This window comes from Paenibacillus sp. Soil522 (assembly GCF_001428245.1).
Lineage (GTDB): Bacteria > Bacillota > Bacilli > Paenibacillales > Paenibacillaceae > Pristimantibacillus.
Window position 1 is genome coordinate 132,433 of record NZ_LMRV01000001.1, and the last position, 22,916, is coordinate 155,348.

Annotated in this window: 25 protein-coding genes; 16 read left to right on the forward strand and 9 right to left on the reverse strand. The window is 47.6% G+C overall.

Annotation, left to right across the window (positions count from 1 at the left end; translation table 11 throughout):
• Nucleotides 1–141 precede the first annotated feature (141 nt).
• Both glgA and ASG81_RS00620 read left to right on the forward strand, forming a co-directional pair.
• A complete protein-coding gene (gene glgA, locus ASG81_RS00615) occupies nt 142–1,605 on the forward strand; it encodes a glycogen synthase GlgA (protein WP_056627584.1) in 1,464 nt (487 codons plus the stop codon).
• Nucleotides 1,587–3,572 (forward strand): glycoside hydrolase family 15 protein, encoded by a 1,986-nt coding sequence (locus ASG81_RS00620; protein ID WP_056627587.1) that lies wholly within the window; start codon nt 1,587–1,589, stop codon nt 3,570–3,572. The genes glgA and ASG81_RS00620 overlap by 19 nt, the downstream gene beginning before the upstream one ends.
• A gap of 359 nt (nt 3,573–3,931) precedes the next feature.
• Here the strand turns inward: ASG81_RS00620 and ASG81_RS00625 are convergent, their stop codons facing one another.
• Nucleotides 3,932–4,777, reverse strand: a complete 846-nt coding sequence (locus ASG81_RS00625) for a MurR/RpiR family transcriptional regulator (protein WP_056627591.1) — start codon at nt 4,775–4,777, stop codon at nt 3,932–3,934.
• 133 nt (nt 4,778–4,910) lie between these two features.
• On the opposite strand from ASG81_RS00625, the gene gnd reads away from it, so the two are divergent.
• Both gnd and gntK read left to right on the forward strand, forming a co-directional pair.
• Nucleotides 4,911–5,807: a phosphogluconate dehydrogenase (NAD(+)-dependent, decarboxylating) gene (gene gnd / locus ASG81_RS00630; RefSeq protein WP_056627595.1), complete on the forward strand. Its 897-nt coding sequence runs from the start codon at nt 4,911–4,913 to the stop codon at nt 5,805–5,807.
• A gap of 104 nt (nt 5,808–5,911) precedes the next feature.
• On the forward strand, nt 5,912–7,450 hold the full coding sequence (gene gntK / locus ASG81_RS00635; protein WP_056627598.1) for a gluconokinase: 1,539 nt from the start codon (nt 5,912–5,914) through the stop codon (nt 7,448–7,450).
• Nucleotides 7,451–7,506: 56 nt separating this feature from the next.
• Here the strand turns inward: gntK and ASG81_RS00640 are convergent, their stop codons facing one another.
• Together ASG81_RS00640 and ASG81_RS00645 are read right to left on the reverse strand one after the other, a co-directional pair.
• Nucleotides 7,507–9,375, reverse strand: a complete 1,869-nt coding sequence (locus tag ASG81_RS00640) for a prenyltransferase/squalene oxidase repeat-containing protein (protein WP_235548689.1) — start codon at nt 9,373–9,375, stop codon at nt 7,507–7,509.
• A gap of 105 nt (nt 9,376–9,480) precedes the next feature.
• On the reverse strand, nt 9,481–10,365 hold the full coding sequence (locus ASG81_RS00645; RefSeq protein WP_056627601.1) for a LysR family transcriptional regulator: 885 nt from the start codon (nt 10,363–10,365) through the stop codon (nt 9,481–9,483).
• Nucleotides 10,366–10,560: 195 nt separating this feature from the next.
• Between ASG81_RS00645 and ASG81_RS00650 the strand changes: the two genes are divergently transcribed.
• Entirely contained in the window at nt 10,561–11,589 is a 1,029-nt protein-coding gene (locus ASG81_RS00650) for a YeiH family protein (RefSeq protein WP_056627604.1), read from the forward strand.
• A 106-nt stretch (nt 11,590–11,695) separates the two neighbouring features.
• On the opposite strand, the gene ASG81_RS31775 is transcribed toward ASG81_RS00650, so the two are convergent.
• From ASG81_RS31775 to ASG81_RS00670, 6 genes are all read right to left on the reverse strand, one after another.
• Complete coding sequence (locus tag ASG81_RS31775) at nt 11,696–11,824, reverse strand: sporulation protein YjcZ (RefSeq protein WP_200961395.1); 129 nt, start codon at nt 11,822–11,824, stop codon at nt 11,696–11,698.
• Between the two features lie 178 nt (nt 11,825–12,002).
• Nucleotides 12,003–12,434, reverse strand: coding sequence for a spore germination protein GerPE (locus ASG81_RS00655; RefSeq protein ID WP_056627609.1), 432 nt, complete (start codon nt 12,432–12,434; stop codon nt 12,003–12,005).
• Between the two features lie 15 nt (nt 12,435–12,449).
• Nucleotides 12,450–12,659, reverse strand: coding sequence for a hypothetical protein (locus tag ASG81_RS00660; RefSeq protein WP_056627611.1), 210 nt, complete (start codon nt 12,657–12,659; stop codon nt 12,450–12,452).
• Nucleotides 12,660–13,328 carry a spore germination protein GerPC gene (gene gerPC, locus ASG81_RS00665; protein ID WP_056627614.1) on the reverse strand — a complete coding sequence of 223 codons (669 nt, stop codon included), beginning with the start codon at nt 13,326–13,328 and terminating at the stop codon, nt 12,660–12,662.
• A gap of 40 nt (nt 13,329–13,368) precedes the next feature.
• Complete coding sequence (locus ASG81_RS29525) at nt 13,369–13,572, reverse strand: spore germination protein GerPB (RefSeq protein ID WP_081417043.1); 204 nt, start codon at nt 13,570–13,572, stop codon at nt 13,369–13,371.
• Nucleotides 13,569–13,796, reverse strand: a complete 228-nt coding sequence (locus ASG81_RS00670; protein WP_056627617.1) for a spore germination protein — start codon at nt 13,794–13,796, stop codon at nt 13,569–13,571. The genes ASG81_RS29525 and ASG81_RS00670 overlap by 4 nt, the downstream gene beginning before the upstream one ends.
• Before the next feature lie 117 nt (nt 13,797–13,913).
• On the opposite strand from ASG81_RS00670, the gene ASG81_RS00675 reads away from it, so the two are divergent.
• The 11 genes from ASG81_RS00675 to mntR all read left to right on the forward strand — a co-directional run bounded on the left by ASG81_RS00675 (nt 13,914) and on the right by mntR (nt 22,774).
• Nucleotides 13,914–14,375 carry an Hsp20/alpha crystallin family protein gene (locus tag ASG81_RS00675; RefSeq protein ID WP_235548690.1) on the forward strand — a complete coding sequence of 154 codons (462 nt, stop codon included), beginning with the start codon at nt 13,914–13,916 and terminating at the stop codon, nt 14,373–14,375.
• A 152-nt stretch (nt 14,376–14,527) separates the two neighbouring features.
• Entirely contained in the window at nt 14,528–14,728 is a 201-nt protein-coding gene (locus ASG81_RS00680; RefSeq protein WP_056627620.1) for a hypothetical protein, read from the forward strand.
• A gap of 35 nt (nt 14,729–14,763) precedes the next feature.
• Nucleotides 14,764–14,988, forward strand: a complete 225-nt coding sequence (locus ASG81_RS00685; protein WP_056627623.1) for a hypothetical protein — start codon at nt 14,764–14,766, stop codon at nt 14,986–14,988.
• Between the two features lie 74 nt (nt 14,989–15,062).
• Complete coding sequence (locus tag ASG81_RS00690; protein WP_056627626.1) at nt 15,063–15,500, forward strand: Fur family transcriptional regulator; 438 nt, start codon at nt 15,063–15,065, stop codon at nt 15,498–15,500.
• A gap of 17 nt (nt 15,501–15,517) precedes the next feature.
• On the forward strand, nt 15,518–15,757 hold the full coding sequence (yidD, locus tag ASG81_RS00695) for a membrane protein insertion efficiency factor YidD (protein WP_056628290.1): 240 nt from the start codon (nt 15,518–15,520) through the stop codon (nt 15,755–15,757).
• Nucleotides 15,758–16,160: 403 nt separating this feature from the next.
• Complete coding sequence (metG, locus tag ASG81_RS00700) at nt 16,161–18,164, forward strand: methionine--tRNA ligase (RefSeq protein ID WP_056627629.1); 2,004 nt, start codon at nt 16,161–16,163, stop codon at nt 18,162–18,164.
• 322 nt (nt 18,165–18,486) lie between these two features.
• The gene (locus ASG81_RS00705) at nt 18,487–19,506 is read left to right on the forward strand and encodes a metal ABC transporter solute-binding protein, Zn/Mn family (protein ID WP_056627631.1); all 1,020 of its coding nucleotides are present in this window, start codon (nt 18,487–18,489) and stop codon (nt 19,504–19,506) included.
• Nucleotides 19,507–19,564: 58 nt separating this feature from the next.
• The gene (locus ASG81_RS00710; protein ID WP_056627634.1) at nt 19,565–20,392 is read left to right on the forward strand and encodes a metal ABC transporter ATP-binding protein; all 828 of its coding nucleotides are present in this window, start codon (nt 19,565–19,567) and stop codon (nt 20,390–20,392) included.
• Entirely contained in the window at nt 20,373–21,182 is an 810-nt protein-coding gene (locus ASG81_RS00715; RefSeq protein WP_056627637.1) for a metal ABC transporter permease, read from the forward strand. The genes ASG81_RS00710 and ASG81_RS00715 overlap by 20 nt, the downstream gene beginning before the upstream one ends.
• A 21-nt stretch (nt 21,183–21,203) precedes the next feature.
• Nucleotides 21,204–21,917: a cytochrome c biogenesis CcdA family protein gene (locus ASG81_RS00720; RefSeq protein WP_056627640.1), complete on the forward strand. Its 714-nt coding sequence runs from the start codon at nt 21,204–21,206 to the stop codon at nt 21,915–21,917.
• Between the two features lie 434 nt (nt 21,918–22,351).
• A complete protein-coding gene (gene mntR, locus ASG81_RS00725; RefSeq protein WP_056627644.1) occupies nt 22,352–22,774 on the forward strand; it encodes a transcriptional regulator MntR in 423 nt (140 codons plus the stop codon).
• The last annotated feature ends 142 nt before the right edge of the window (nt 22,775–22,916 follow it).

Here is a 22,916-nt window from a genome sequence, read left to right on the forward strand (position 1 = left end):
TGTTGTCAATTTAGCCAAAATACAAAAAAACAGTTAGTTTGTGCCGCGAAAAATGCGCTTTAACGCAATAGGAAGTCGAAAGCAGTTTCCAATTGGGTTGATGCAAGCGCTCATGCGGCGTCAATAAGGAAGGAGAATCCTATGAACATTTTGTTCGCAACCTCTGAGGCGGTTCCACTAGCGAAGACGGGGGGACTTGCCGACGTTGCAGGGGCGCTCCCTAAGGCGCTGAATAAGCGGGGCGTTGATACCAGAGTTGTATTACCAAAATATGAAGAAATTCCTGATTCGCTCATCGGGCAGTTCGAGCAAATCACTCATTTTACCGTATCGTTTGGCTGGCGCAATCAATACTGCGGATTGTTGAGGGCTGAGCTTGACGGAGTTACTTATTATTTAATCGATAACGAGTTTTATTTTAGGAGAAAAGGGCTTTACGGCTACGGTGATGATGCGGAACGGTTTATTTTCTTCTGCTTTGCGGTGATGGAAGCTGTACGCTACATGGATTTCCATCCTGACATCGTTCATTGCCATGATTGGCAAACCGGGCTTATACCGTTCCTCCTGAAGACGAAACACTACTTCGATCCGGCTTGGGCTTACACCAAATCGGTATTTACAATTCATAACCTGAGATACCAAGGCTTATTCGGCATCGATCAAATGAAGGATTTGCTTGGCGTAGGCGATGAGTATTTTCTAACCGATAGCTTGGGTTTTTACGGTGCCGGGAGCTGCATGAAGGGCGGTCTCGTTTATGCGGACAAACTGACGACGGTCAGCGCGACCTACGCTGAGGAAATTCAGACTGAATACTTTGGTGAAAAGCTGGATCCTCTGCTGCGTTACCGTTCATGGGACTTAACCGGAATTGTGAACGGCATCGACGATGAATTGTTTGATCCTATGAATGACAGCGCGTTAGCGGTTCCTTATAGAAGCTCGCTCAGCCGCAAACGGAAAAATAAAGTGGAGCTGCAACGCGAGCTGGGGCTTCCACAATCCGAGGAAATACCGCTGATTGGAATCGTAACCCGATTAGTCGAACAGAAGGGTATTGATCTTATTGCGGCTACCTTTGAGGAGCTGCTAGAAGAGGACGTTCAATTTGTTATATTAGGTGCCGGTGAAGGGCGCTATGAGCATTTTTTCAATGATGCGGCTTATCGTCATCCCGATAAGGTTGCAGTGTGGATAGGCTATGACGATAATCTGGCACGCCGCATTTATGCAGGCTCGGATATGTTTGCGATGCCGTCGCAGTTCGAACCTTGCGGTCTCAGCCAACTTCTTGCGTTGCGCTACCTTTCCGTCCCGATTGTTCGAGAGACTGGGGGACTTAAGGACACGGTACAAGCCTATAACGAATATACTGGCGAAGGTAATGGCTTCAGCTTCACGAATTACAATGCGCACGATTATATGTATACCGTACGCAGGGCGTTAGCGCTATACCGTAATGAGGAAGTCTGGAAGCAAATCGTGAGTAACGGTGAAAAAGAGGATTATAGCTGGAACCGTTCCGCAAAAGCCTATATATCCGTTTACTCTCAACTTGTACCGCATCGAAAGGAGAAAGAGCCATGGCCCGTCATCTTGTAATCGGCAACGGAAAGATGCTCCTTAATTTGGATCAACACTGTTATATTCGGGATATTTATTATCCGTTTGTTGGACAGCTAAATCATGTGGGCGGACAGTATTGCCGCTTGGGTTTGTGGGTGGAAGGTGCTTTTACCTGGCTGGATGAGCCGGAGTGGAAGTTTGATCTAGATTATATCGAGGATTCCTTAGTAACAAATATTACAGCTAAGCATCATGGTTTAGGCATTGAGCTTCACATGAACGACGGGATTCATCAACGCGAGTGCATTTACATTAAGCGCGTTGTCATCCGGAACAAAACAAACGATACGAGAGAAGTTCGCTTGTTTTTCCATCAGGATTTGATGATCGATGGAACGGAGGTTGGCGATACCGCCGTCTATTATCCGGAAAACCATACGCTTTATCATTACAAGCGGAACAATTATTTTATGTTCAACGGCTTCTCTGATGAAGGCGGCATGACCCAGTATTCGACAGGTATCAAAAGGTTTCAATCCGCAGAAGGAACTTGGCGAGATGCGGAGGATGGCGTACTCATGGGCAATTCTATTGCCCAAGGCTCCGTTGACAGTACGATCAGCTTCCGCACGATCCTTCCTCCAAACGGAGATAAAACGATTTACTATTGGATGTCAATCGGCGAGAACCTTGAAGAAGTAAAAGAGCTGAACCAATACGTACAAGAGAATCATCCGGAGAAGCTGCTCAGCAGAGTCGTCATTTACTGGAAGCATTGGCTTCGCCGCGCAGAATCCAATCTTGGAGATTTGCCGTATGATGTTGTGAAGATGTTCAAGCAAAGCTTGCTGCTCGTTCGAACGCAGGTCGATGAGCGCGGGGCCATATTGGCTGCGAATGATACCGATATTTTACAGTACAATCGCGATCATTACAGCTATATGTGGCCGCGCGACGGCGCTCTTATTGCTGACGCGATGTCAATGGCAGGATATCAGAGCGTCATCGCACCATTCTTTCATTTTTGCGCGCAAGCCTTATCCCCGGAAGGTTATTTGTATCACAAATACAATCCGGACGGTACGGTAGGCTCTAGCTGGCATCCGTATATTGTGCAGGGCAGCAGACGATTGCCGATTCAGGAGGATGAGACGGCGCTTGTGTTGTTCGCCTTGTGGAAGGACTACTCAAGAAATCAGGTCATCGAGCTGCCGCAATCTTTATACAGCAACTTAATTCGGAAAGCTGCAACTTTTTTGAGCTCGTATATGGAGCATTCCTTGTCGCTGCCGAAGCCGAGCTACGACTTATGGGAAGAACGCTACGGCATTTGGACCTATACGGCAGCTTCCGTATACGGCGGTTTGATGGCAGCCTCTTTTTTTACGGATTTATTCGGAGATTACGAACGCAGCGATCATTACAAAAGCACGGCTCAAGCTATCAAACAGGGTATTATTACTCATCTGTGGGATGAGGAAACCGGCCGGTTCGCACGAGGCCTTATTCAGAAGGATAATCGTTGGGTTAAGGATATGACGCTAGAGAGCAGCTTGTTCGGCGTTCTTGAATTTGGCGTGCTTCCCGTTGATGATTACCGTGTCGTGCAGACGATGACGGCGATCAAGGAAGGGCTGCAAGTCAAGACTCATATTGGAGGTATCGCTCGTTATACGAACGATTATTACTTCCAGCAATCCGGTGAAATCGATAAGGTTCCGGGCAACCCGTGGATTATTTGTACGCTTTGGGTAGCCAACTTTGAGATAGATTCAGCTAAGACGCTTGAAGAGCTCGAAGGACCTCGCAATACGCTGCAATGGGTGTCTGATCATGCGCTCAAAAGCGGATTGCTGCCGGAGCAGCTTAATCCATACGACGGTTCTCCATTATCCGTAGCGCCGCTCACCTGGTCGCATGCGACCGTCGTACACAGCGTCAGCAAGTATGCTGAGAAATATAAACGTTTGAAAAGCAAAGCCGAGGCAAGCGGGCTGAAGTAGGAGTAACAATCAATTGAAATAAACGGGAAGAACCCACATGCGATAAACGGCATGCGGGTTCTTCCTGTTTATTTGCTATATGTTTTTTTCAGATATGCATGAAATAAAACGTATGACTCATAATAACTAATTGAATATTCGGCAAAGATAATAAAAAATTTTTCGAAATTTTGTATTGATTTAAGAAATTTTTTTTCATATAATTGAAATGCTTGCGCAGCGTTTTAACCTTAACAAATTAGGAGGGCACACCGCTCATTTTGTCACATGTGAATGATCTTTGTTTAGCCGATAAAAAAAAGGTGAGTCATTGACGCTTCAGTCAACGGTTCACCTTTCATCCTTAAATGAATTGCGTATTAAATTCGCGTTTCGGAAATCGCTTCACGTACTTTATCAAGTGATGTTTTTGCTTTATCTTTGTTGATGATCATGACATTCACATAAAGGGCATCAATTAAGCTGAGCTGTCCGATTCTTGAAGCAAGAGCTTCTGACCGGTACTCGGTTTCATCGGAGCTGGTGTGAAGCGACACATCCGCATTCTGGCTGATTGGTGATTTTGGAAAACCGGTTATGGCAATTGTCTTGGCACCGTTAGCGTTTGCTGTCTGGAGGATACGAATCGTATCTTTATTCGTGCCGGAGTGGGAAATGACGACTGCTGCATCTTCCTTAGTAAGCTGTGCCGCAGACATGAGCTGGAAGTGCGCATCTGTAAACGCAAAAGCCTGTTTTCCCGAACGGATGAATTTATGAAACGCATCCATCGCAATAACGCCGGAACCGCCTATACCGTAAAAATGAACGCGGTTTGCTGCTGCAATAAAGGATACCGCTTTGCCAAAGTCTTCGCCGTCTAGGATTTGAAAAGTATTTTCCAGCGTACGTATATTGGATTTAAATACTTTTTCGGCAATTGCTTTTTCATTGTCATTCTCATTTATTTCTTCATAAATTTGCTGAATAGGCGACATAATTTCAGATGCGAGTGCGATTTTCATAGCTTGATAGCCTTTATATCCGATATGCTTACAAAAACGAAAAACGGTTGCTTCTGCGACATTTAGATCGTCCGCAACCTCATTGATCGTGCTATGAATAATTTTTTCGGGATTATTTAATATGTAGGTAGCGATTTTCTTTTCTTTCTCGCTGAATCTTGCGTAATAAGAACGGATTTTTCCGAGCATGTTTTGCACCATAATAGTTGCTTCCCCTCGCGTAATAGCTTATTTCATGAGAAGTATAACATAAACGGCAAGTCGATCATACATTTCATACATTCGCGCTTACGAAGTTTGCTTTGCGCAAAAAACGACTGGGAGATGAATCACGATGCAAATTGGTATTATTGGTTTAGGTAAAATGGGTTATAATTTGATGCTTAACGTAATGGAACATAGCCATAAAGCCGTAGTATACGACGTAAATACAGATGCGGTCGAAAAAGCAGTAGAGGAAGGGGCCCAAGGCGCTGCTACCATTCAGCAACTGGTTAACTCCTTGCAGGCTCCGCGCGTCATTTGGATGATGGTGCCGGCAGGAGAGCTGACCGACTCGGTTATTGAGCAGGTTAGAGGCTGGCTTGAGGCTGGCGATATTTTGATAGATGGCGGAAATTCTAACTATAAAGAATCGATTAGACGGGCTGAGAAGCTTGCGGAGCAGGGCGTTCACTTCCTGGATGTCGGCACAAGCGGAGGTACATCTGGAGCAAGATCCGGCGCTTGCACGATGATTGGAGGAAATAAAGCGGCATTTGATTCGGTGGAGCAGTTGTTCTCCGACATTTGCGTTAAGGACGGATATTTGCATGCCGGAGACAGCGGCAGCGGCCATTTTTTGAAGATGGTTCATAATGGGGTTGAATACGGCATGATGCAGGCGATTGCGGAAGGCTTCGAGCTGCTGGAAAAAAGCGATTTCGACTTTGATTTCGAGAAGGTCGCACGGGTATGGAACAACGGGTCGGTTATTAGATCGTGGCTGATGGAGCTAACGGAAAACGCGTTTACGAAGGATGCGCGTTTGGATGGCTTAAAGGGTATCATGCATTCCTCGGGAGAAGGGAAATGGACACTCGAAACAGCGTTGGATTTGCAAACCGCAACGCCTGTTATCGCATTGTCGCTTTTGATGAGATACCGCTCTCTGGAGGAAAATACATTCTCGGGCAAAGTCGTTGCAGCGCTGCGCAATGAGTTCGGCGGACATAGCGTTGTTAGCTCTTAATACTGCTGATTGAATATTTGCCGGAAGAACGGTATTGTAATAATGGCAGACATTCGAGCAGGATGCCGGCTGTTGAATGGGCAAATGCAAAGGGAGGTAAAGAGATGAATATGAAATATGTAATCGGTGTTGATATTGGAACGACGAGCACGAAGTCGGTGCTCTTTACGGTTAAGGGTGAAATTGTGGCAAGCCATGGTATAGAATACCCGCTTCACTCACCATCCCCTGCCATTGCGGAGCAGGACCCGGACGAAATTTTTAATGCGGTGCTGGGTACAATCGGACAAACGATTACAAAGAGCAACGTTCAGCCTAAGGATATTTTGTGCGTTTCCTTCAGCTCAGCTATGCATAGTGTAATTGCTGTAGACAATACAGGCACGCCGCTTACGAAATGCATTACGTGGGCAGACAATCGCAGTATCGAATGGACGAATAAAATAAAGAACGAATGGAACGGGCATGAGATTTATTTGCGTACAGGCACGCCGATCCATCCGATGTCACCCTTATCAAAGCTCACATGGCTGCGCCACGACCATAAGGAGCTGTTTGACCGTACTTATAAATTTATTTCGATCAAAGAATACGTATTTTTTAAGCTTTTCGGCCGTTATGTAATCGATTATTCCATCGCTTCCGCGACAGGTATGTTTCATTTGAAAAATTTGCAATGGGACGAGGAAGCATTGCGCGTAGCCGGAGTTACGGCAGACCGGTTGTCCGAGCTTGTTCCTACAACGTATAAGCTGGAGGGCTTGGAAGAGAGCTATGCGAAGCAAATGAATTTGCTGCCGTCCACACCGTTCGTAGTTGGCGCAAGTGATGGCGTGCTGTCCAATCTGGGCGTCAATGCAATCAAGCCGGGTGTAGTAGCGGTTACCATCGGTACGAGTGGTGCTATCCGAGCGGTGACGGACAAGCCGGTAACGGACCCGAAGGGCAGAATTTTTTGTTATGCGCTGACGGAGAACCACTGGGTTATTGGCGGACCGGTAAATAACGGGGGCATGATCTTTAGATGGGTTCGTGATCAGATCGGTACGGAAGAGATCGCCTCAGCAAAGCGGCTTGGCATCGATCCTTATGAGCTGCTTACGGATCTTGCCGCGAAGGCGAAGCCGGGCTCGGATGGACTTATATTCCATCCGTATCTATCCGGCGAGCGCGCTCCGCTTTGGGATGCGAATGCGCGAGGCTCTTATTTCGGACTTGGGCTTCACCATAAGAAGGAGCATCTCATTCGCGCTGCGTTAGAAGGCGTTATTTATAATTTGTACAGCGTGCTAATGGCGCTTGAGGAATTAACAGGCAAGCCGACGAAAATTCAAGCGACAGGCGGCTTTGCAAGATCGGAGCTATGGCGCCAGATGATGGCTGATATTTTCGATCAGGAGCTGCATGTGCCGGAAAGCATCGAAAGCTCGTGTTTAGGAGCAGTCATTCTTGGATTGTACAGCTTAGGAGAGGTTGATTCGCTAGATGTCGTATCCGACATGGTAGGGGGATCGCATTTTCATTTGCCGAACAAGCAAAATGCACAGATCTATTCCGAGCTGATGCGGATCTATATCCGTGTTTCTCGCCTGCTGACTGAGGAATATGCCAACATCGCTGCTTTTCAGCAAAAATGGGTTTAGTTAAATAGGAAAAACAGCCGGGGATGCCGGCTGTTTTTTTGTGTTTTTGGTCTATTTCATGAGCCGTATTTCTTCAAAATAGCCGACAAGGCGAGCATGGGCCATACATAGTTATTGCTCGGATAGTGGACGTACATGCTGCCCGGAAGTAAGGCTCCTGTAGGATAGGTATAGGTCCAATCCCGCCGTTCAAGCGATTGGAGGAGTGCGTTCACCCCACTCTCCAGCGCAGGAGTTGGTTTTGTGTATGCGGCAGTAAGCGCGTCGAGCGCCCAAGCAGTCTGGGAAGGGGTGCTGGCATGAAGCGGCACGTAGCGCTTTACTTTATCGCTAAGGCATGATTCACCCCAGCCTCCGTCATCATTTTGGATGTCTAGAAGCCATTTGATCCCCTTCTTAATGGCTGGATGATCCGCAGGAACACCCACTGCGGTCATTCCTTGAATGGCAGCGCCTGTGCCATGGATGTAAGCAATTCCCCAGCGTCCGTACCAACTGCCATTTCTTGTTTGCTGCGACAGCACCCATTGCACACTGTCATCGAGCCATTGATGGCCGATGGTCATGCCGAGCTCATTGCCCAGAAAGCTGAGAACACGCCCTGTCAGGTCAACCGTCGAAGGATCTGTCGAGATGTCTGCGGAGCCCTCGAACGTAAAGAAGCTTGCCGGCAGCTGATTTCCCTCTCGTTCGAAAGCAGGCCAGCCGCGATCATCATTGCGCATCGCTAATACCCAGTTTAGACCTCTTTGCCAATTGGCGTATAATCCATTTGCGACCGAAGTATAGGGACGAATGGCGCGAAGCGCTGCGGCGCTGTCGTCGACGTCGGGATACAGCGTATTGACGTCGGAGAAGCCCCAGCCGCCAGCCGGTGTATTCTGCAATCGGATGGCCCAGTCGCCTAGACGGTTTTGCTGCCTGTTTAACAAATAAGCGCCTGCCCGTTCCAGAGCGTTGTGGCTAGGCGGAATTCCCGCTTCCCGCAGCGTATAGCTAATCATAGCTGTATCCCAAACTTCAGAGGACGACACTTGAAGATGCGGCCGATCTTTGCAAATGATTGAATAAATTCCTGTCAATAATCGATTAATGGCGGATGATTGAGGGGAATAGTCAAGAGCGAGTAAAGCTAAAATCATCAAAATCGTCGCTGTTGAAAAGGTAAGCAGCGTGCCATTAGGTTCCAGGCGCTCAAACATAAAAGCTTCAGCCTGATCGAGTGCGGCTTTGGAGCTGGATGGAAGCAGGCTGGTCAATGGCAAGCTGGATATAAATTCATTCAAAGCCGATATCCAGGTGGAATCATTCGTAAATGCGCGTGAGCTGCCAACGAATAAATCGGATAAATTAGGCATCGTCACCGGTCTGCGCACGAATTGCTTATTAGCCATAATTAAAGTCGGCACAAGATGAACGCGCGCATGACCGGAGATTGAGAACAGGTCCAAACCGATTCCAAGATCCGAGAAGAAGGCTTCGAGCGGAATCCGCAACAACCTGGGCCATTCGGCTTGGCCCGTAGCAGCAAAGATGACTTGAGTGAGCAAGTTTCTAACCTCTGATAGCCCTCCAAGGTACAGAATGAACTGCTTCGCCATTAACATGCGCGGATCTGCGGCATGGTAGTAGCCCGCATACAGCAGTGCAAAATAGGCCTCGGCAGTCGCCTCCAAATTACCCTCTAACTCGTCCGGATAGATCTTCCATGCACCGTTTGCTTCTTGCTTGGAGGCTATTCGCGCAGCAAGCAAATGAATTAAATGCTCATCCGCTCTTCCAAGCAGACGAAGTAAAATGATAAGATAGCTATCCGTCATCGTTCCTGAATCAAAGCACATCCGCCATACGCCGTCTTGCGACTGCGTCCGGAGCAGATCGGCGGTCATTTCATCTATCCGTGCACGGATCCGGTTCATATCCATTCGGCGCGTTCATCCTTTGCAACTTTATTGCTCTATTTATATGCGCCAGGATGCGTTGACAGTAGGGGATCACAGCATTTACAGCGCGAAAATGGAAAATGCATCCTAGTCTCCGGCCGTTAACAGCCTCTGAATAAACATATTAACAGCCATCGTAGCCGCCCCTTCCTTATGATGAATAATTGAAAAATTACGCTCAAAGCGTTCCTTATTCAGACGCAATTCGTTTAATTCTCCTGATTCCAGCTCTCTTCGGACGATCCAGCGTGAGAGCAGCGCTATGCCTAAGCCGGACACAACCGCCTCTTTAACGCTTTGGCTGCTATTGAAAATATAAGAGCGTTTTAGGGTCAGACCCGCATCCCGCATGAATTGATCACTGAAGGCGCGTGTACCAGAACCGCTTTCTCTCAGCACCCACACTTGATTTTGAAGCATTTCGGTGTCTACAAAGCGTTCCGTTGTTAGCGGGCTAGCTGAAGGAGCGATTAAAATCATTTCATCCTTCATATAGGGTGTAATGACCAAGTCCGTTGCGTTGGTTTCACCTTCAATGAGCCCTACATCCAGTTCATTGGATCGAACCGCTTGTACAATCTCCTCTGTATTTCCGATCGTGACCTGCATGGCAACGAGCGGGTATTGAGCAGCAAATTCAGCGAGCCGTTTAGGAAGCACATATTCGCCTATCGTAAAGCTCGCACCGATTTGAATGGCTCCTGTTACTTTATCCTGCAGCATTTGAATGTCTTGCTTGGCTTCCTCATATAAAGACAAAATTTGCTTCGCTTTTTGATACATCACATCGCCAGCTTCGGTAAGCCGGACCTGCTTAGGAGAGCGGTGCAGCAGCTTTGCGCCAAGCTCGTTCTCCAGATTTCGGATATGCAGGCTTACACCGGGCTGGGAAATATTCAATAAATCGGCTGCTCTTGAAAAATGACGTTGCTCCGTTACGGCAACGAAGACACGCAATGCTTCGATAATCATTAATATCCCTCATTATTATTAGTGATTTAGGCAGTTATACCATAATAATAACGCAAAATTACGTAGAAAACCATTTCAATCATAAGTAATCGTAATGATATAGATAGGAGATAGGTATTTCACTTTCTGCAGCGTGAGCTGTATAGTGAAGGCATAGAGGACAGCAGGTTTAGTCCTGATGCAGAGGTGACGGACATGGCACATAAAAACGGGTTTGCTATCTTTAATTATAAAGGCTTAGGATTTACGCAAGGCTTAGCGATTACCATGTTTATTGCTATTGTTGCAAAATACATCTCGATGCTGCCTTTTTTAAGCGTGATGGGTCAGCTGGTTGCGGCGATTTTACTCGGAATCGTATATAAAGCGTGGGTAGGCGTACCGGAGCCGGCAGTGCGGGGTATTGCATTTTCGAGTAAAGGTCTGCTGCGGATCGGCATTATACTGATTGGACTGCGTTTGAATCTGATCGACATTTTACATGCGGGTCCAAAGGTTTTTGCGATAGCGGTAATCAATATTACATTTACGATTTTTGTTGTATACGGGCTAAGCAAATGGCTGAAAATCGATAAAAAACTGGGCATCTTGACGGCATGCGGAACGGCGATTTGCGGTGCTGCCGCTGTGGTGGCCATTTCGCCGCAATTAAAGGCAAGCGATAATGAAACGGCCATTAGCGCAACGACAGTCGCAATTCTTGGTACGCTGTTTACGCTCGTCTATACGATTCTTTATCCCGTCCTGCAATTAAGCGACGCAGGCTATGGTATATTTTCGGGCGCTACGCTCCATGAGGTTGCCCATGTTATAGCGGCGGCTGCGCCTGGAGGGCAAGAAGCGATTGACCTGGCCGTAATCGTCAAAATGTCGCGGGTAGCGATGCTGGTTCCAGTCTCCATAATGATTGGCCTGTGGAATAGGCTCGGAGCCAATAAACCGGAAAGATTCAGCCTGAAAAAGCTGCAGATTCCTTGGTTTATCGTTGGTTTTCTGGCGATGAGCGGTATGAATACAGCGGGCATCATCCCTGAAGCCCTGACCGTCCAACTGATTGCCGCTGCTTATTTCCTCATCGCAATGGCGATGGCGGGACTTGGCCTTGGCGTTGATCTCGTTATATTTAGAAAGCAGGGCAAAAAACCTTTTGTTGCAGCATTAATCGGTTCCGTATTGTTAGCCGGGCTTGGCCTGCTGCTCGTACACGGCTTTCAATTGGCATAATTCGCGTGCAGCAATAAAGTCCGCATGGATGCAAAAATCCGTGCGGACTTATTATTAGTTTCTCACGAATAAACTGGCTTATATTGTACCGTGACTATGCTGTGGCTTAGAATATGCCAGAGCGCAGAATGATAACCAGCAAAATGAAGAGGACAAGAATAACGCCCGTACTAGTCCAGATGCCTCCGCAAACCGGTGCGCAGCCCGTCCCAACGCCTGCTACAGGGTATCCCATGGTTCATACCTCCTGATTAATATTGTTTTTTGTGATGCATAGCTCACACTGTTAATGTATGCCGGAAACTTTGTTGTGCACTGGACGTTTGTACCGGTGTATATGCATTTACACATATGTCTATGCGGAAACAGCTGTTTTTGCAACGTACAGAGGCCTTGCCAGGCAGCTGACCTTGTTAACAGCCTATTGGAGGGTAGGATTTGGGACGGGGAAACTGACGGATATGTTTGACGCGCGACACGCCGGTAAGGCACATGCCGTTGCCGGCTTGAATGCTGGATGCGGAACCTGCCGTAATAACTTGAATATGGCCGACGGTTATTTTCGGTTTGCAATTGGTTCGCTGAAGCGATATGACCTGTCCGTTATCATATTCGGGATCGTCCAGAAAGGGCAGTGGACGATAGAATAGCGGATACGATTCAAAAAAGACGTCGCCCGCGGCAGTATGGTCCTCTTGCCGCTGCAGCGCAATCCCCCGCACAGTAGCATTCGTTACTGCGCGGTCACCAAGCTGGACGTAACCTGCCTGGGCGACGTTTATAATACAAATCGAGCCTACATTCGCTGTTCGAATCGGGTAAGTGTTCTCGGCTTGTTCTTTCATTACAATCACATTTTCCTAACCTTCGTTTTGTGTATCGTCTGTATCATCAGGTAATGGAAAGGGGGCCATCGGGCTAACGATAACGGACTCGGGCGGCGTATCGAACATGGAATATAAGGAGACGTTGTCGGTGTCTCCCACTTGCAGCATCGATGCAGTTGATATACCGAGTATTTCAATTTGACCAACGCTCAAATGATGGTTTATAACGTTGAATTTTAACATTTATTCCATTCCTCCAGATGCAGGTGTGCCGCTTTGCAGCTGGCGCATGTAAGCGAGCAGCGCAGCATCGGCATCCCTCGTTGTTTTGGCAAGGACTCTTGCGGCGACCGTTTCATCAATATCTGCCGGTTGCTGATCCGCTGTGCTAGTATCCGGTTGCTTCATATAATAATGGATGCGGTTAGGCAGCTGTCTGCGGACATCCTCTATAATAATGCGTCTATGATACGGGTCTAGCGGAATGCTAAACTCTTGCTCGAATGCGAGCAGCCTTTGCGGAGCCGCGTCATCCAAATAACGGTTCATCTCGGTAAAAATAGCGTTGTATGTTTCGCTTGGCGGAGGGATAGACGGGCCTGCGGAAGGAAAAACCTGCGGCTTCGTCACCTCTATCTGCTCAATACTGCCGGGAAAAGACTCACCGTCCGCACCTGGCGCTGTCATGCCGATATTTAAAGTGCCGTCGAGCTTTTCTACCTTTAATTGGTCGAAACGATACTCAATCTTTTCTATATTGTAAGTAGGACGCGCTTCGAGCTTCTTTACCTGCTCGGATAAAGCAGCTACCTTCGCATCAAGTGCTTGAAGCTGCTCCTTCTGCTCATTAAGTTTATGTTGTACTTCAAGAGACCACATTTGCCAAGGGGACAGCTGATTGGGCTGCTGCATGAGACTGCTCCTCCTTCTCGTAAATTGCTCTTTCGTGCCCCTAAGTAGGGTTCGGCAGAGGCACGAAGGATAGGGGACTACCCTCGCCGAGCTGTGGAGCGGGCTCGGTGAACCCGCCTGTATTATAGAGCTGAGACAACGAGCGGATTGACCCGGCGCTGCCGACCTGCAGGACGGAGCTGTTCGATATGTTGTCTACGCGGAACATATGAATCGTGATTTGCTGATGGATCGTTAGACTCATACGACACTCACATCATTATTCGTATTATCCTGTACGTCGGGATCGATGGAGTTCGTAGCGCTGACAGCATTGTTCGAGTTCGCTAAACTGCCGGTCAAGAACGAGCCTGAGCCCGCATAAGTCTTTGTAGCGCTGGAAGGCGATACTTCAAGGGCATCACCGAACTGAACGATGGAACCAGTGCCGGTGCTAACTATTTTGACAAAGCCGATGACAGCTGGCATAAGCATCCTCCTTTTTCATGTGCACTTTTTAAGCTAATTGCTGTACGTGATATATCTTATGCGGCATTCGCCCAGAGGTTCCCGGAGCTTAAGTATCCTGTATGAAGCTGGGCGCATATGATGGTAGGAATGCTGGAAGGCGGGTGTTTGCTGGTGACATCCAAATGGGATGATATGGAGCGATGGTTGGAGAGGCAGCAGTTTCCCAAAGGGTTTGAGCTGCTGCGTGAACCGGATTGGGTGGAGCAATACGTGCGCAAAATGATGACTAGGGCGCTGCCCGAAGCGGCCGGCGCAATAATTGGGGGAGGTTCCGCTACCTTTTCTGAAACACGCCATTTTGTTCATGTTAAAATAAAATTACCGGAAGGCTTTGAAAAAGAGCAGCTGAGGTTGTTTGTGCGTGAGGACCGGCTGCGGCTTGACGGCTTGCCGAATGGCAAAAGCGAGACGATCAAGCTGCCAAAGCTTGTGAAGCCGCGCGTCTGCAAAACGCTTTTAAAGGACAACGTGCTGCAAGTAAAGCTGCAGAAGCGGCCGACCAACCGTAATTATCATGAGGCTATCGTTCGGTGGTAGCGCAAGCTGGACAGGGATCGAGGGCGCATATCCGCCGGATGTGTGCTTTTTTTGTCACGAAATCGACAGGGTTTGCAGCTGGCTAATAGCTGAGCTATCCCTTATAATGTCTAGTGAACATGTACATATTAGCAAACAAGGGAGTGTGTTCGGTGTCACTAGTCGATGTGAGCAGTGTATCTGCTTCGTTATTCATACTCGGTATCGTGTTTATCATGCTAATTTTCGGTTTACTCAGCTTCGGAATTTTACGCATGTTTCAGCAGCGGTTCCGTATGGGCTGGTTTAGCTTCGGCGGTGCGGTTGTCAGCTTCATAGTCTTTATGATTATATTAAACAAGTGGTATCTATAGCCGTTCTATAGCTGCTCACAACCGGAGGAATTGGCTTGTTCTGGACAATCGTATGGTTTTTCGTCAATATGCTGTTTGTCGTATCTATTATTGCGTATTTGTTTATGTATCGCTCTTATACGGAAACGAAGCGGCAATCGGGCGATTTTGCGCTCATCAAACGGCTGAACGCAAGGCGAAAGCTGGTTGGGGTTCTCAGTATCGTGCTATTCGTGGCGATGGCGGCCAGCTTTATGATCAACATGAGATTGAATGGATAAGAGGCTCTCATTGACGAGAGCTTTTTTTTTCGTCATTATGGAGAGAGACAATTATTAGTCCGGAGGTTCGACATATGCATACAATGGAAGACATTATACGACGCATGTCTAGTCAAGGATTACGAATTACGGATCAAAGAAAGACGCTTGCTAGACTGTTTTCGGAGACGCAGGGTTATTTGGCCCCGAAGGAAGTCTATGAATATATGGGGAAATCTTATACCGGTCTCAGCTTTGATACGGTATACCGTAATTTGCGTGTCATGGAAGAGCTGGGCGTGCTGGAGCAGGTTATTTTCGAGGATGGCGGCAAGTTTAAGCTGCATTGCAGGGAGCATGATCACCATCATCATATGATTTGTTTACAATGCGGCATGACTTATCCGATAACCTTCTGTCCAATGGAGCAAACGGCCGTTCCCGAGGAGTTCCGGGTCATCAAGCATAAATTCGAGGTGTTCGGCTACTGCAAGGACTGTATTCAGGATGAATCGCCGGCAAGCTTAGCCTAATGCTGAAACAACGAGTGATGCGAAAGGTGACGCAGGCTCCTATACATTTTTATCAAAAGGTTATATCACCTTTGACTCCGCCGTCATGCCGCTTTTATCCAACCTGCTCGATGTATGCGCTGGAAGCGATCGAGAAGCATGGAGCAGCTAAAGGCTCATGGCTCGCGGTTAAGCGCATCGCGCGCTGTCATCCGTTTCATGCGGGAGGATATGATCCCGTACCGCCTCCAACAGCGGATAAGACAGATGCTCCTTGACAGAGAGGGCTCTGTTTCGGTATATTTTGATTTATAAACGGGTAAAGTGATTACTAGATTTCTCCATATGTCCGAGGAACGGATAAGTACAATAGAACAACTTTTGCAGAGAGCCGGGATTGATGGTGCAAGCCGGTAAGGGACGCTATTGGAATATGGTCCGGGAGGATTCGCTTTCAAGCTGCAGCATATGGTACCGGCTGGGTAAGGGAGCGACGCGAAGCTGGCGTTAACGGCGATAGCCGCCGAGTAGGCGGCACACGAAGCTTTCCCGGAAAGCCTGTTTAACTGGTTTTTCGTGATTGAAATTTGGGTGGTACCGCGTGAGTTCTAACTCTCGTCCCATGATGGACGGGAGTTTTTTGCGTTTTTTTGCAGTGAAAATGGAATAGGGGGATTTCTTTTGACGAAAAAAAATACGTTTTATATTACGACTCCGATTTATTATCCAAGCGATAAGCTCCATATCGGTCATGCTTATACGACGGTAGCCGGAGATGCATTGGCGCGCTATAAGCGTCTTCGCGGGTATGATGTATGGTACTTGACGGGAACGGATGAGCACGGGCAGAAGATTGAGCGAAAGGCAAAGGAAAAGGATCAAACCCCGCAGCAGTTCGTTGACGATATCGTCGCCCTCATTAAGGATTTATGGGCAAAGCTTGAAATTTCCAATGATGATTTCATTCGCACCACGGAAGAGCGCCATAAGCTTGTAGTGGAGAAAATATTTGCTCAGCTTCTAGAGCAGGACGATATTTACAAGGGCACCTATGAAGGCTGGTACTGTACGCCTTGCGAGTCGTTTTTTCTCGAGCGTCAGCTTGATGACGGCAAATGTCCGGACTGCGGCCGCCCGGTTGAGCTTGTGAAGGAGGAAAGTTATTTTTTCCGCATGAGCAAATATGCGGATCGTCTGCTGCAATATTATGAGGACAATCCGGATTTCATTCAGCCGGAATCACGCAAGAACGAGATGATCAACAATTTCATTAAGCCTGGTCTGGAGGACCTGGCCGTATCGCGTACGACTTTTGATTGGGGCGTAAAAGTTCCGGGAGACCCTAAGCATGTCATTTATGTATGGATCGACGCGTTGTCGAATTATATAACGGCACTAGGCTACCGCAATGAAGGAAATGATCTGAAGTACCGCGATTTCTGGCCCGCCAACGTGCATTTGGTCGGGAAGGAAATCGTTCGTTTCCACACCATTTATTGGCCGATCATGCTGATGGCGCTTGATTTGCCTATTCCGAAGAAGGTGTTTGCGCACGGCTGGCTGCTGATGAGGGATGGTAAAATGTCAAAGTCCAAGGGCAATGTTGTTGATCCGGTTATGTTAATCGATCGCTACGGACTAGACGCACTCCGTTATTATCTATTGCGTGAGGTGCCGTTCGGAGCAGACGGAACATTTACGCCGGAAAATTTCGTCGAGCGGATTAACTTTGACTTGGCAAATGATCTTGGAAACTTGCTCAACCGGACGATTGCGATGATCGATAAATATTTTGATGGCGTTATTCCTTCTTTCGCGGGCTCTGTAACAGCTTTCGACGATTCCTTGCAGAAGCTTACGGTCGAAACGATCGCGCAGGTAGAAGCTGCGCTTGAAAACATGGAATTTTCGGTGGCGCTCGCATCGTTATGGCAGCTTGTAAGCCGTACGAACAAATATATCGATGAGACACAGCCATGGGCTCTTGCCAGGGATGAGTCGAAGACTGACGAGCTTGCATCGGTCATGTACCATTTGGCGGAATCGCTGCGCATCGTATCGATATTGCTTCAACCGTTCTTGACGCATTCCCCTCGTGAAATGTGGAAGCAGATTGGCCTGGAGCAAGGCGAGCTGACGTCATGGGAGAGCACCAAGCAATTCGGCTCGCTGCCGGGCGGAACGAAAGTAAGCAAAGGCTCGCCTTTATTTCCGCGTCTTGAAACGGCGGAGGAAGCGGCATTTATCGCTGCTGAAATGGGTGGCGGCGCGCAGACTGAGCAAGCAGCGGATCAGGCAGCCGCATCGAATTCGGATGAGAAGGCTCAGGGCGAAGCTCCGCAGGCGGCAGTAGAGACAAAGGAAGAAATTGCGATTGATGACTTTGCAAAAGTCGAGCTGCGCGTTGCTCAGGTAATCTCGGCAGAGCCTGTGCACAAAGCCGACAAGCTGCTCAAGCTGCAGCTTGATCTTGGCTACGAGCAGCGTCAGGTCGTGTCCGGAATTGCCAAATTTTACACGCCTGAGCAAATGGTTGGCCGCAAAGTGATTTGCGTAACGAACCTGAAGCCGGTTAAACTGCGCGGCGAATGGTCGCAGGGCATGATACTCGCTGCATCGCATGGTGATCAGCTAACGCTGGCTACGGTGCCGGACGGCATGCCAAATGGTGCGGTCGTGAAATAACGGATATATCGTTGCCGAATGATTGAATCAGGAGATGCCCCGGAAGTCGAGATGACTTACGGGGCATCTCTATTTTTTCCGGCCCGTCATGATGCTCTGATCTGCACCTGCAGCAGCCTCCGTATCATATTTCCATCTTTTTTGGTCAATACAAGTAATCAGAGTCCGATACATCGAAGCTGCTTACAGCTTATGAATCTGCATGATGACTATCTTATACGAATGAATATAGTTGACAGTCTATTTCATTGCGTCGTATAATACAAAACGTAATAATAACGATTACGAAAAAGAACGGAATAAGAATGGAGAGAAAAACGAAATGAAAGATTCGAAATCATCGGTACGCTTGATGGCGTTCATGCTGCTCTTAACTGCAATGCTGTTGTTTACGGCAGCTTGCGGCAATAATACGAACAACGCGAATTCACCGGCTAATGTTGACAGCAGCGCCGCAACTGACAATGCAGCAAAAGATCAGATTAGTGTTGTTACCAGCTTCTATCCGCTATACTTTCTAGCTGCTGAAATCGGCGGAGAGCATGTAAATGCGGTAAATTTAGTTTCTGCCGGCGTAGAGCCTCACGACTGGACGCCGAAGAGCCGTGATTTGGACACTGCTTCGAAAGCGCAGATGTTTTTGTATCATGGAGCAGGGTTAGAGGGCTGGGTAGACGATTTTCTGAAAGGGTTGTCGAAGGACAGCACGGTCGTAACGAAAGAGATCAGCGATGGGATTTCGCTTATTGAAGGTACGGAAGAAGAGCATGGACATGAAGAAGAGCATGGGCAAGAAGAAGAACATGCTGACGAGCACGGCAGCATAGATCCGCATACGTGGGTTAGCCCGAAATCAGCTCTAACTCTGGCGGAAAATGTGAAAAATAGCTTGGTAGAAGCAGATAGCGCAAATCAAGCGGATTATGAGAAAAACTTTGCTGCGCTTAAATTGAAGCTGGAAGCTATCGATGCGGATTATACGGCTAAGCTTGCGCAAACGACGAATAAAAACATCGTGACATCGCACCAAGCCTTCGGTTATCTGGCACGTGACTATGGCTTAAAGCAAATTTCCATTATGGGACTGAGCCCGGACGCCGAGCCGCGTGCGCAGGATTTGCTGGACATTGCGAAGTTCGTTAAGGCGAACGACGTAAAATATATATTCTTCGAAGAGTTAGTATCCGACCAGCTGGCACAAACGCTTGCAAGCGAGGCCGACGTGAAGACCATGGTGCTTAATCCGCTTGAAGGCTTAACGCCGGATCAAGCTAAAGAGGGAGAAACCTACCTCACGCTGATGGAGAGAAACTTGCAAAATCTTGTGCAAGCATTACAATAGAACAAAAGGCAAACCTGCGGAGCTGACTCAGCTCCGTATTGCTGTGAGGAGAGAAATTATGGCGCAATCGAATCGAATAATAAATGCGGACGCTAGCTGCCACCAAGAGGTGATCTCATTGGAGGACGTCTCCTTCTCCTTTCAACATCAGACTGTCATTTCGAATCTTAGTTTTGCGGTGAAGGAACGGGACTTCATCGGCTTAATAGGCATGAATGGTGCGGGAAAAACGACGCTGCTACGCATGATCGTTGGCTTGTTGAAGCCGACTAGCGGCACGATTCGTTTATTTGGAGAGAAAATAGACAAGTTTAAGCAATGGGAGCGCATTGGCTATGTTCCGCAGAAAAACACGCTAAACCCGTTGTTTCCGGCCACTGTGCGGGAAGTGGTGCTGTCAGGGCTTTATGGGCGAAGCAAGCTATTTAAGCAAATGAACAAAGCGGATTTTAAAAAATGCGAGGATGCGCTTCATGCGATGGGCATCGATGACTTAAAGGATAAGCGCATCGGTCAGCTTTCGGGCGGCCAGCAGCAGCGTGTTTTCCTGGCTAGAGCGCTGATTAACAATCCATCACTGCTCATTTTGGATGAGCCGACGGTGGGCATTGATACGGAGACGCAGGAGAGCTTCTTCCATATGATCAAGCATATGCACCAGCATCATAATATTACGTTCCTGATGGTTTCCCATGATTTGGAAATGATACGTTCATATCTTGGTCAAGATCCTGCGTCAGCGAACGGGAAGCTCAAGTTTCATATTAAGCATTCGCACGAAACGCAGGATTGCGTGGAGAATGACCTGGCGCACAGTTTAAAAGGTTTAAGGGAACAAATGGAGAGCAGGAAAGAGGTTGTTTTAGTTGGAGATCGTAACGAGTGAGTTTTTTCAAAGAGCCCTTATTGGCGGTTTGCTGATTGGCATAACCGCTCCACTGATGGGCTTATTTCTTGTGCTGCGCAGACTGTCTATGATTGGCGACACCTTATCTCATGTCTCCATTGCCGGCGTAGCGCTGGGCTTCCTTATAGGCGTTTATCCGATTGCGGTAGGTTTGCTGTTCGCCATAGCTGCATCCTTCGCTATCGAGAAGCTTAGAAAAGCCTACAAAACTTACGCGGAGCTTTCCATTGCAATTATTATGTCGGGCGGGGTCGCGCTTGCATCGCTTCTATTTACGATGGGCAAAGGCTTTAACAACAATGTGAACAGTTATTTATTCGGCAGCATTTATACCCTGAATAATACCGATCTATACGTTATTGGCGGCGTTACGATCATCGTACTCGCGGCGATTCGCTTGCAGGTCAAGGAGCTTTTCCTTATTACATTTGACGAGGATGCGGCTGCGGTAAGCGGCTTGCCCGTGAAATTTTATAATGTTATGATAAGCGTGCTTACTGCACTGATTATTAGCGTATCTATTAAAATCGTGGGTGCGCTGCTTGTTTCGGCCTTACTCACGATACCGGCTGCATGCAGCCTGATTATTGCCCGCAGCTTCCGCCAGAGCGTCATTATTGTCGTCATCATCGGTGAGCTGGCCGTTATTATGGGGCTTCTTATCGCTGGAATATGGAATTTAGCGCCTGGCGGTACGATCGTCTTACTGCTTATTGCCGTGCTGCTTTTGCTGCTCGTGTTCCGTCGCGGGGTGCGGGCAGGCAGTTGATTCGGATTGGGGTGAAAGGTTTTGTCAGACATTAACATTTGGCTCGCTTTCGGCGCCGGCTTTGCATCGTTTATTTCGCCTTGCTGCTTGCCTCTGTACCCCTCATATTTATCGTATATTACGGGTATTTCAGTGGCGGATTTGAAGGAGAATTCGAATGCAAAACAAAAACGTATGCGAACGATGTCGCATACGCTGTTTTTCATTTTAGGCTTTTGCACGGTGTATTACGCTTTAGGCTACGGAACGAATGTGTTTGCTGAGTTTTTCAGTGAGTACAGACAGCTGATCAGGCAGTTATCCGCAATACTGATCATTTTGATGGGACTTTTTCTAATCGGATTATTCCAGCCGCAGCTGCTCATGAAGGAGCGGAGAATGAATCTGATTCCGAAAAAAGCGGACTACATAAGCTCCTTTATTTTTGGAATCGGCTTCTCTGCAGGCTGGACGCCATGCATGGGGCCTGCTCTAACGGCTATATTAGGCCTGGCCGCAACGGAACCCGGAACATGGTTTCAATTGACGACAGCTTATGCGCTAGGCTTTGCCATCCCGTTTTTTGTGCTCGCTTTTTTCCTTGGCACGGCAAGATGGATTTTGAAATATTCCGCTTCCGTTATGAAGATTGGCGGAGCCGTCATGATATTGATGGGTATTTTGCTGTTTACCGACCAAATGACCAAAATTACGATCTGGTTGAATATCATTACGCCGGAATGGCTTGCATTTTAATACGAGAGCGCAGCCTTTTAAGTAAAATATTCAATTTTTGCATCTGGAAAATGGTTAAAGATGCGCTCCGGTATAGACTTGCGGAGCGCATCTGCTTGTTTATCGGAGTTATAAGCTCTGTAATGCGCCTCTCCCAGCCGTCATGCCATAGACTCGTGTGCGAAGATGAAGTCGTTAGTTAACCCGCCCCTGCTGCCTTAGCGGCGGCCTAATGCGGTGTGCGAATCTTGACTCAGGAGGCTTGACGTTTTTGCAAGGCGAGCGTTAATTTGTGGAAGAGACGAGCTGATCAAACGGGTATTTTCAAGCGTTTTTTTCGCTTCGTAATCTATTTCGGGATTGAGAGCGGGTTGCAGTGAGCGTAACGAACAGTGTATGATACATAGAGTAACGCCGCGAAACAGGGTGAAGAAGTATGGTTAGGAGGTTCTTCAGTGCCTACACCGAGCATGGAAGACTACTTGGAAAAAATTTATAAGCTGATCGATGAAAAAGGATATGCACGTGTCTCGGACATAGCAGAAGGACTAGAGGTGCATCCTTCTTCCGTCACTAAGATGATTCAGAAGCTCGATAAAGATAATTATTTGATTTATGAGAAGTATCGCGGGCTTGTCCTGACCAATAAAGGCAAGAAGATGGGTAAAAGGCTTGTCGACCGGCACCAGCTGCTAGAGTCTTTTCTAACGACGATCGGCGTACAGGACGAAAATATTTATCAGGATGTTGAAGGAATTGAACATCATTTAAGCTGGGATTCTATAACATGCATTGAAACATTGGTTGAATATTTCCGCCGGGACTCGCAAAGAATGGACGAGCTTCGCGCCGTACGTGCGGAAATGGATAATGAATGATACATAGCATATAGAATAATCAACAAAAAGAAGGACTGCGGCTAACATGCCGCAGTCCTTTCTTTTAAATATAAGAATTTATAAGTTTAACATTTATAAATATGCTTATATTTCACCGCGAAACGAGCTGTTGCCGCCAAAG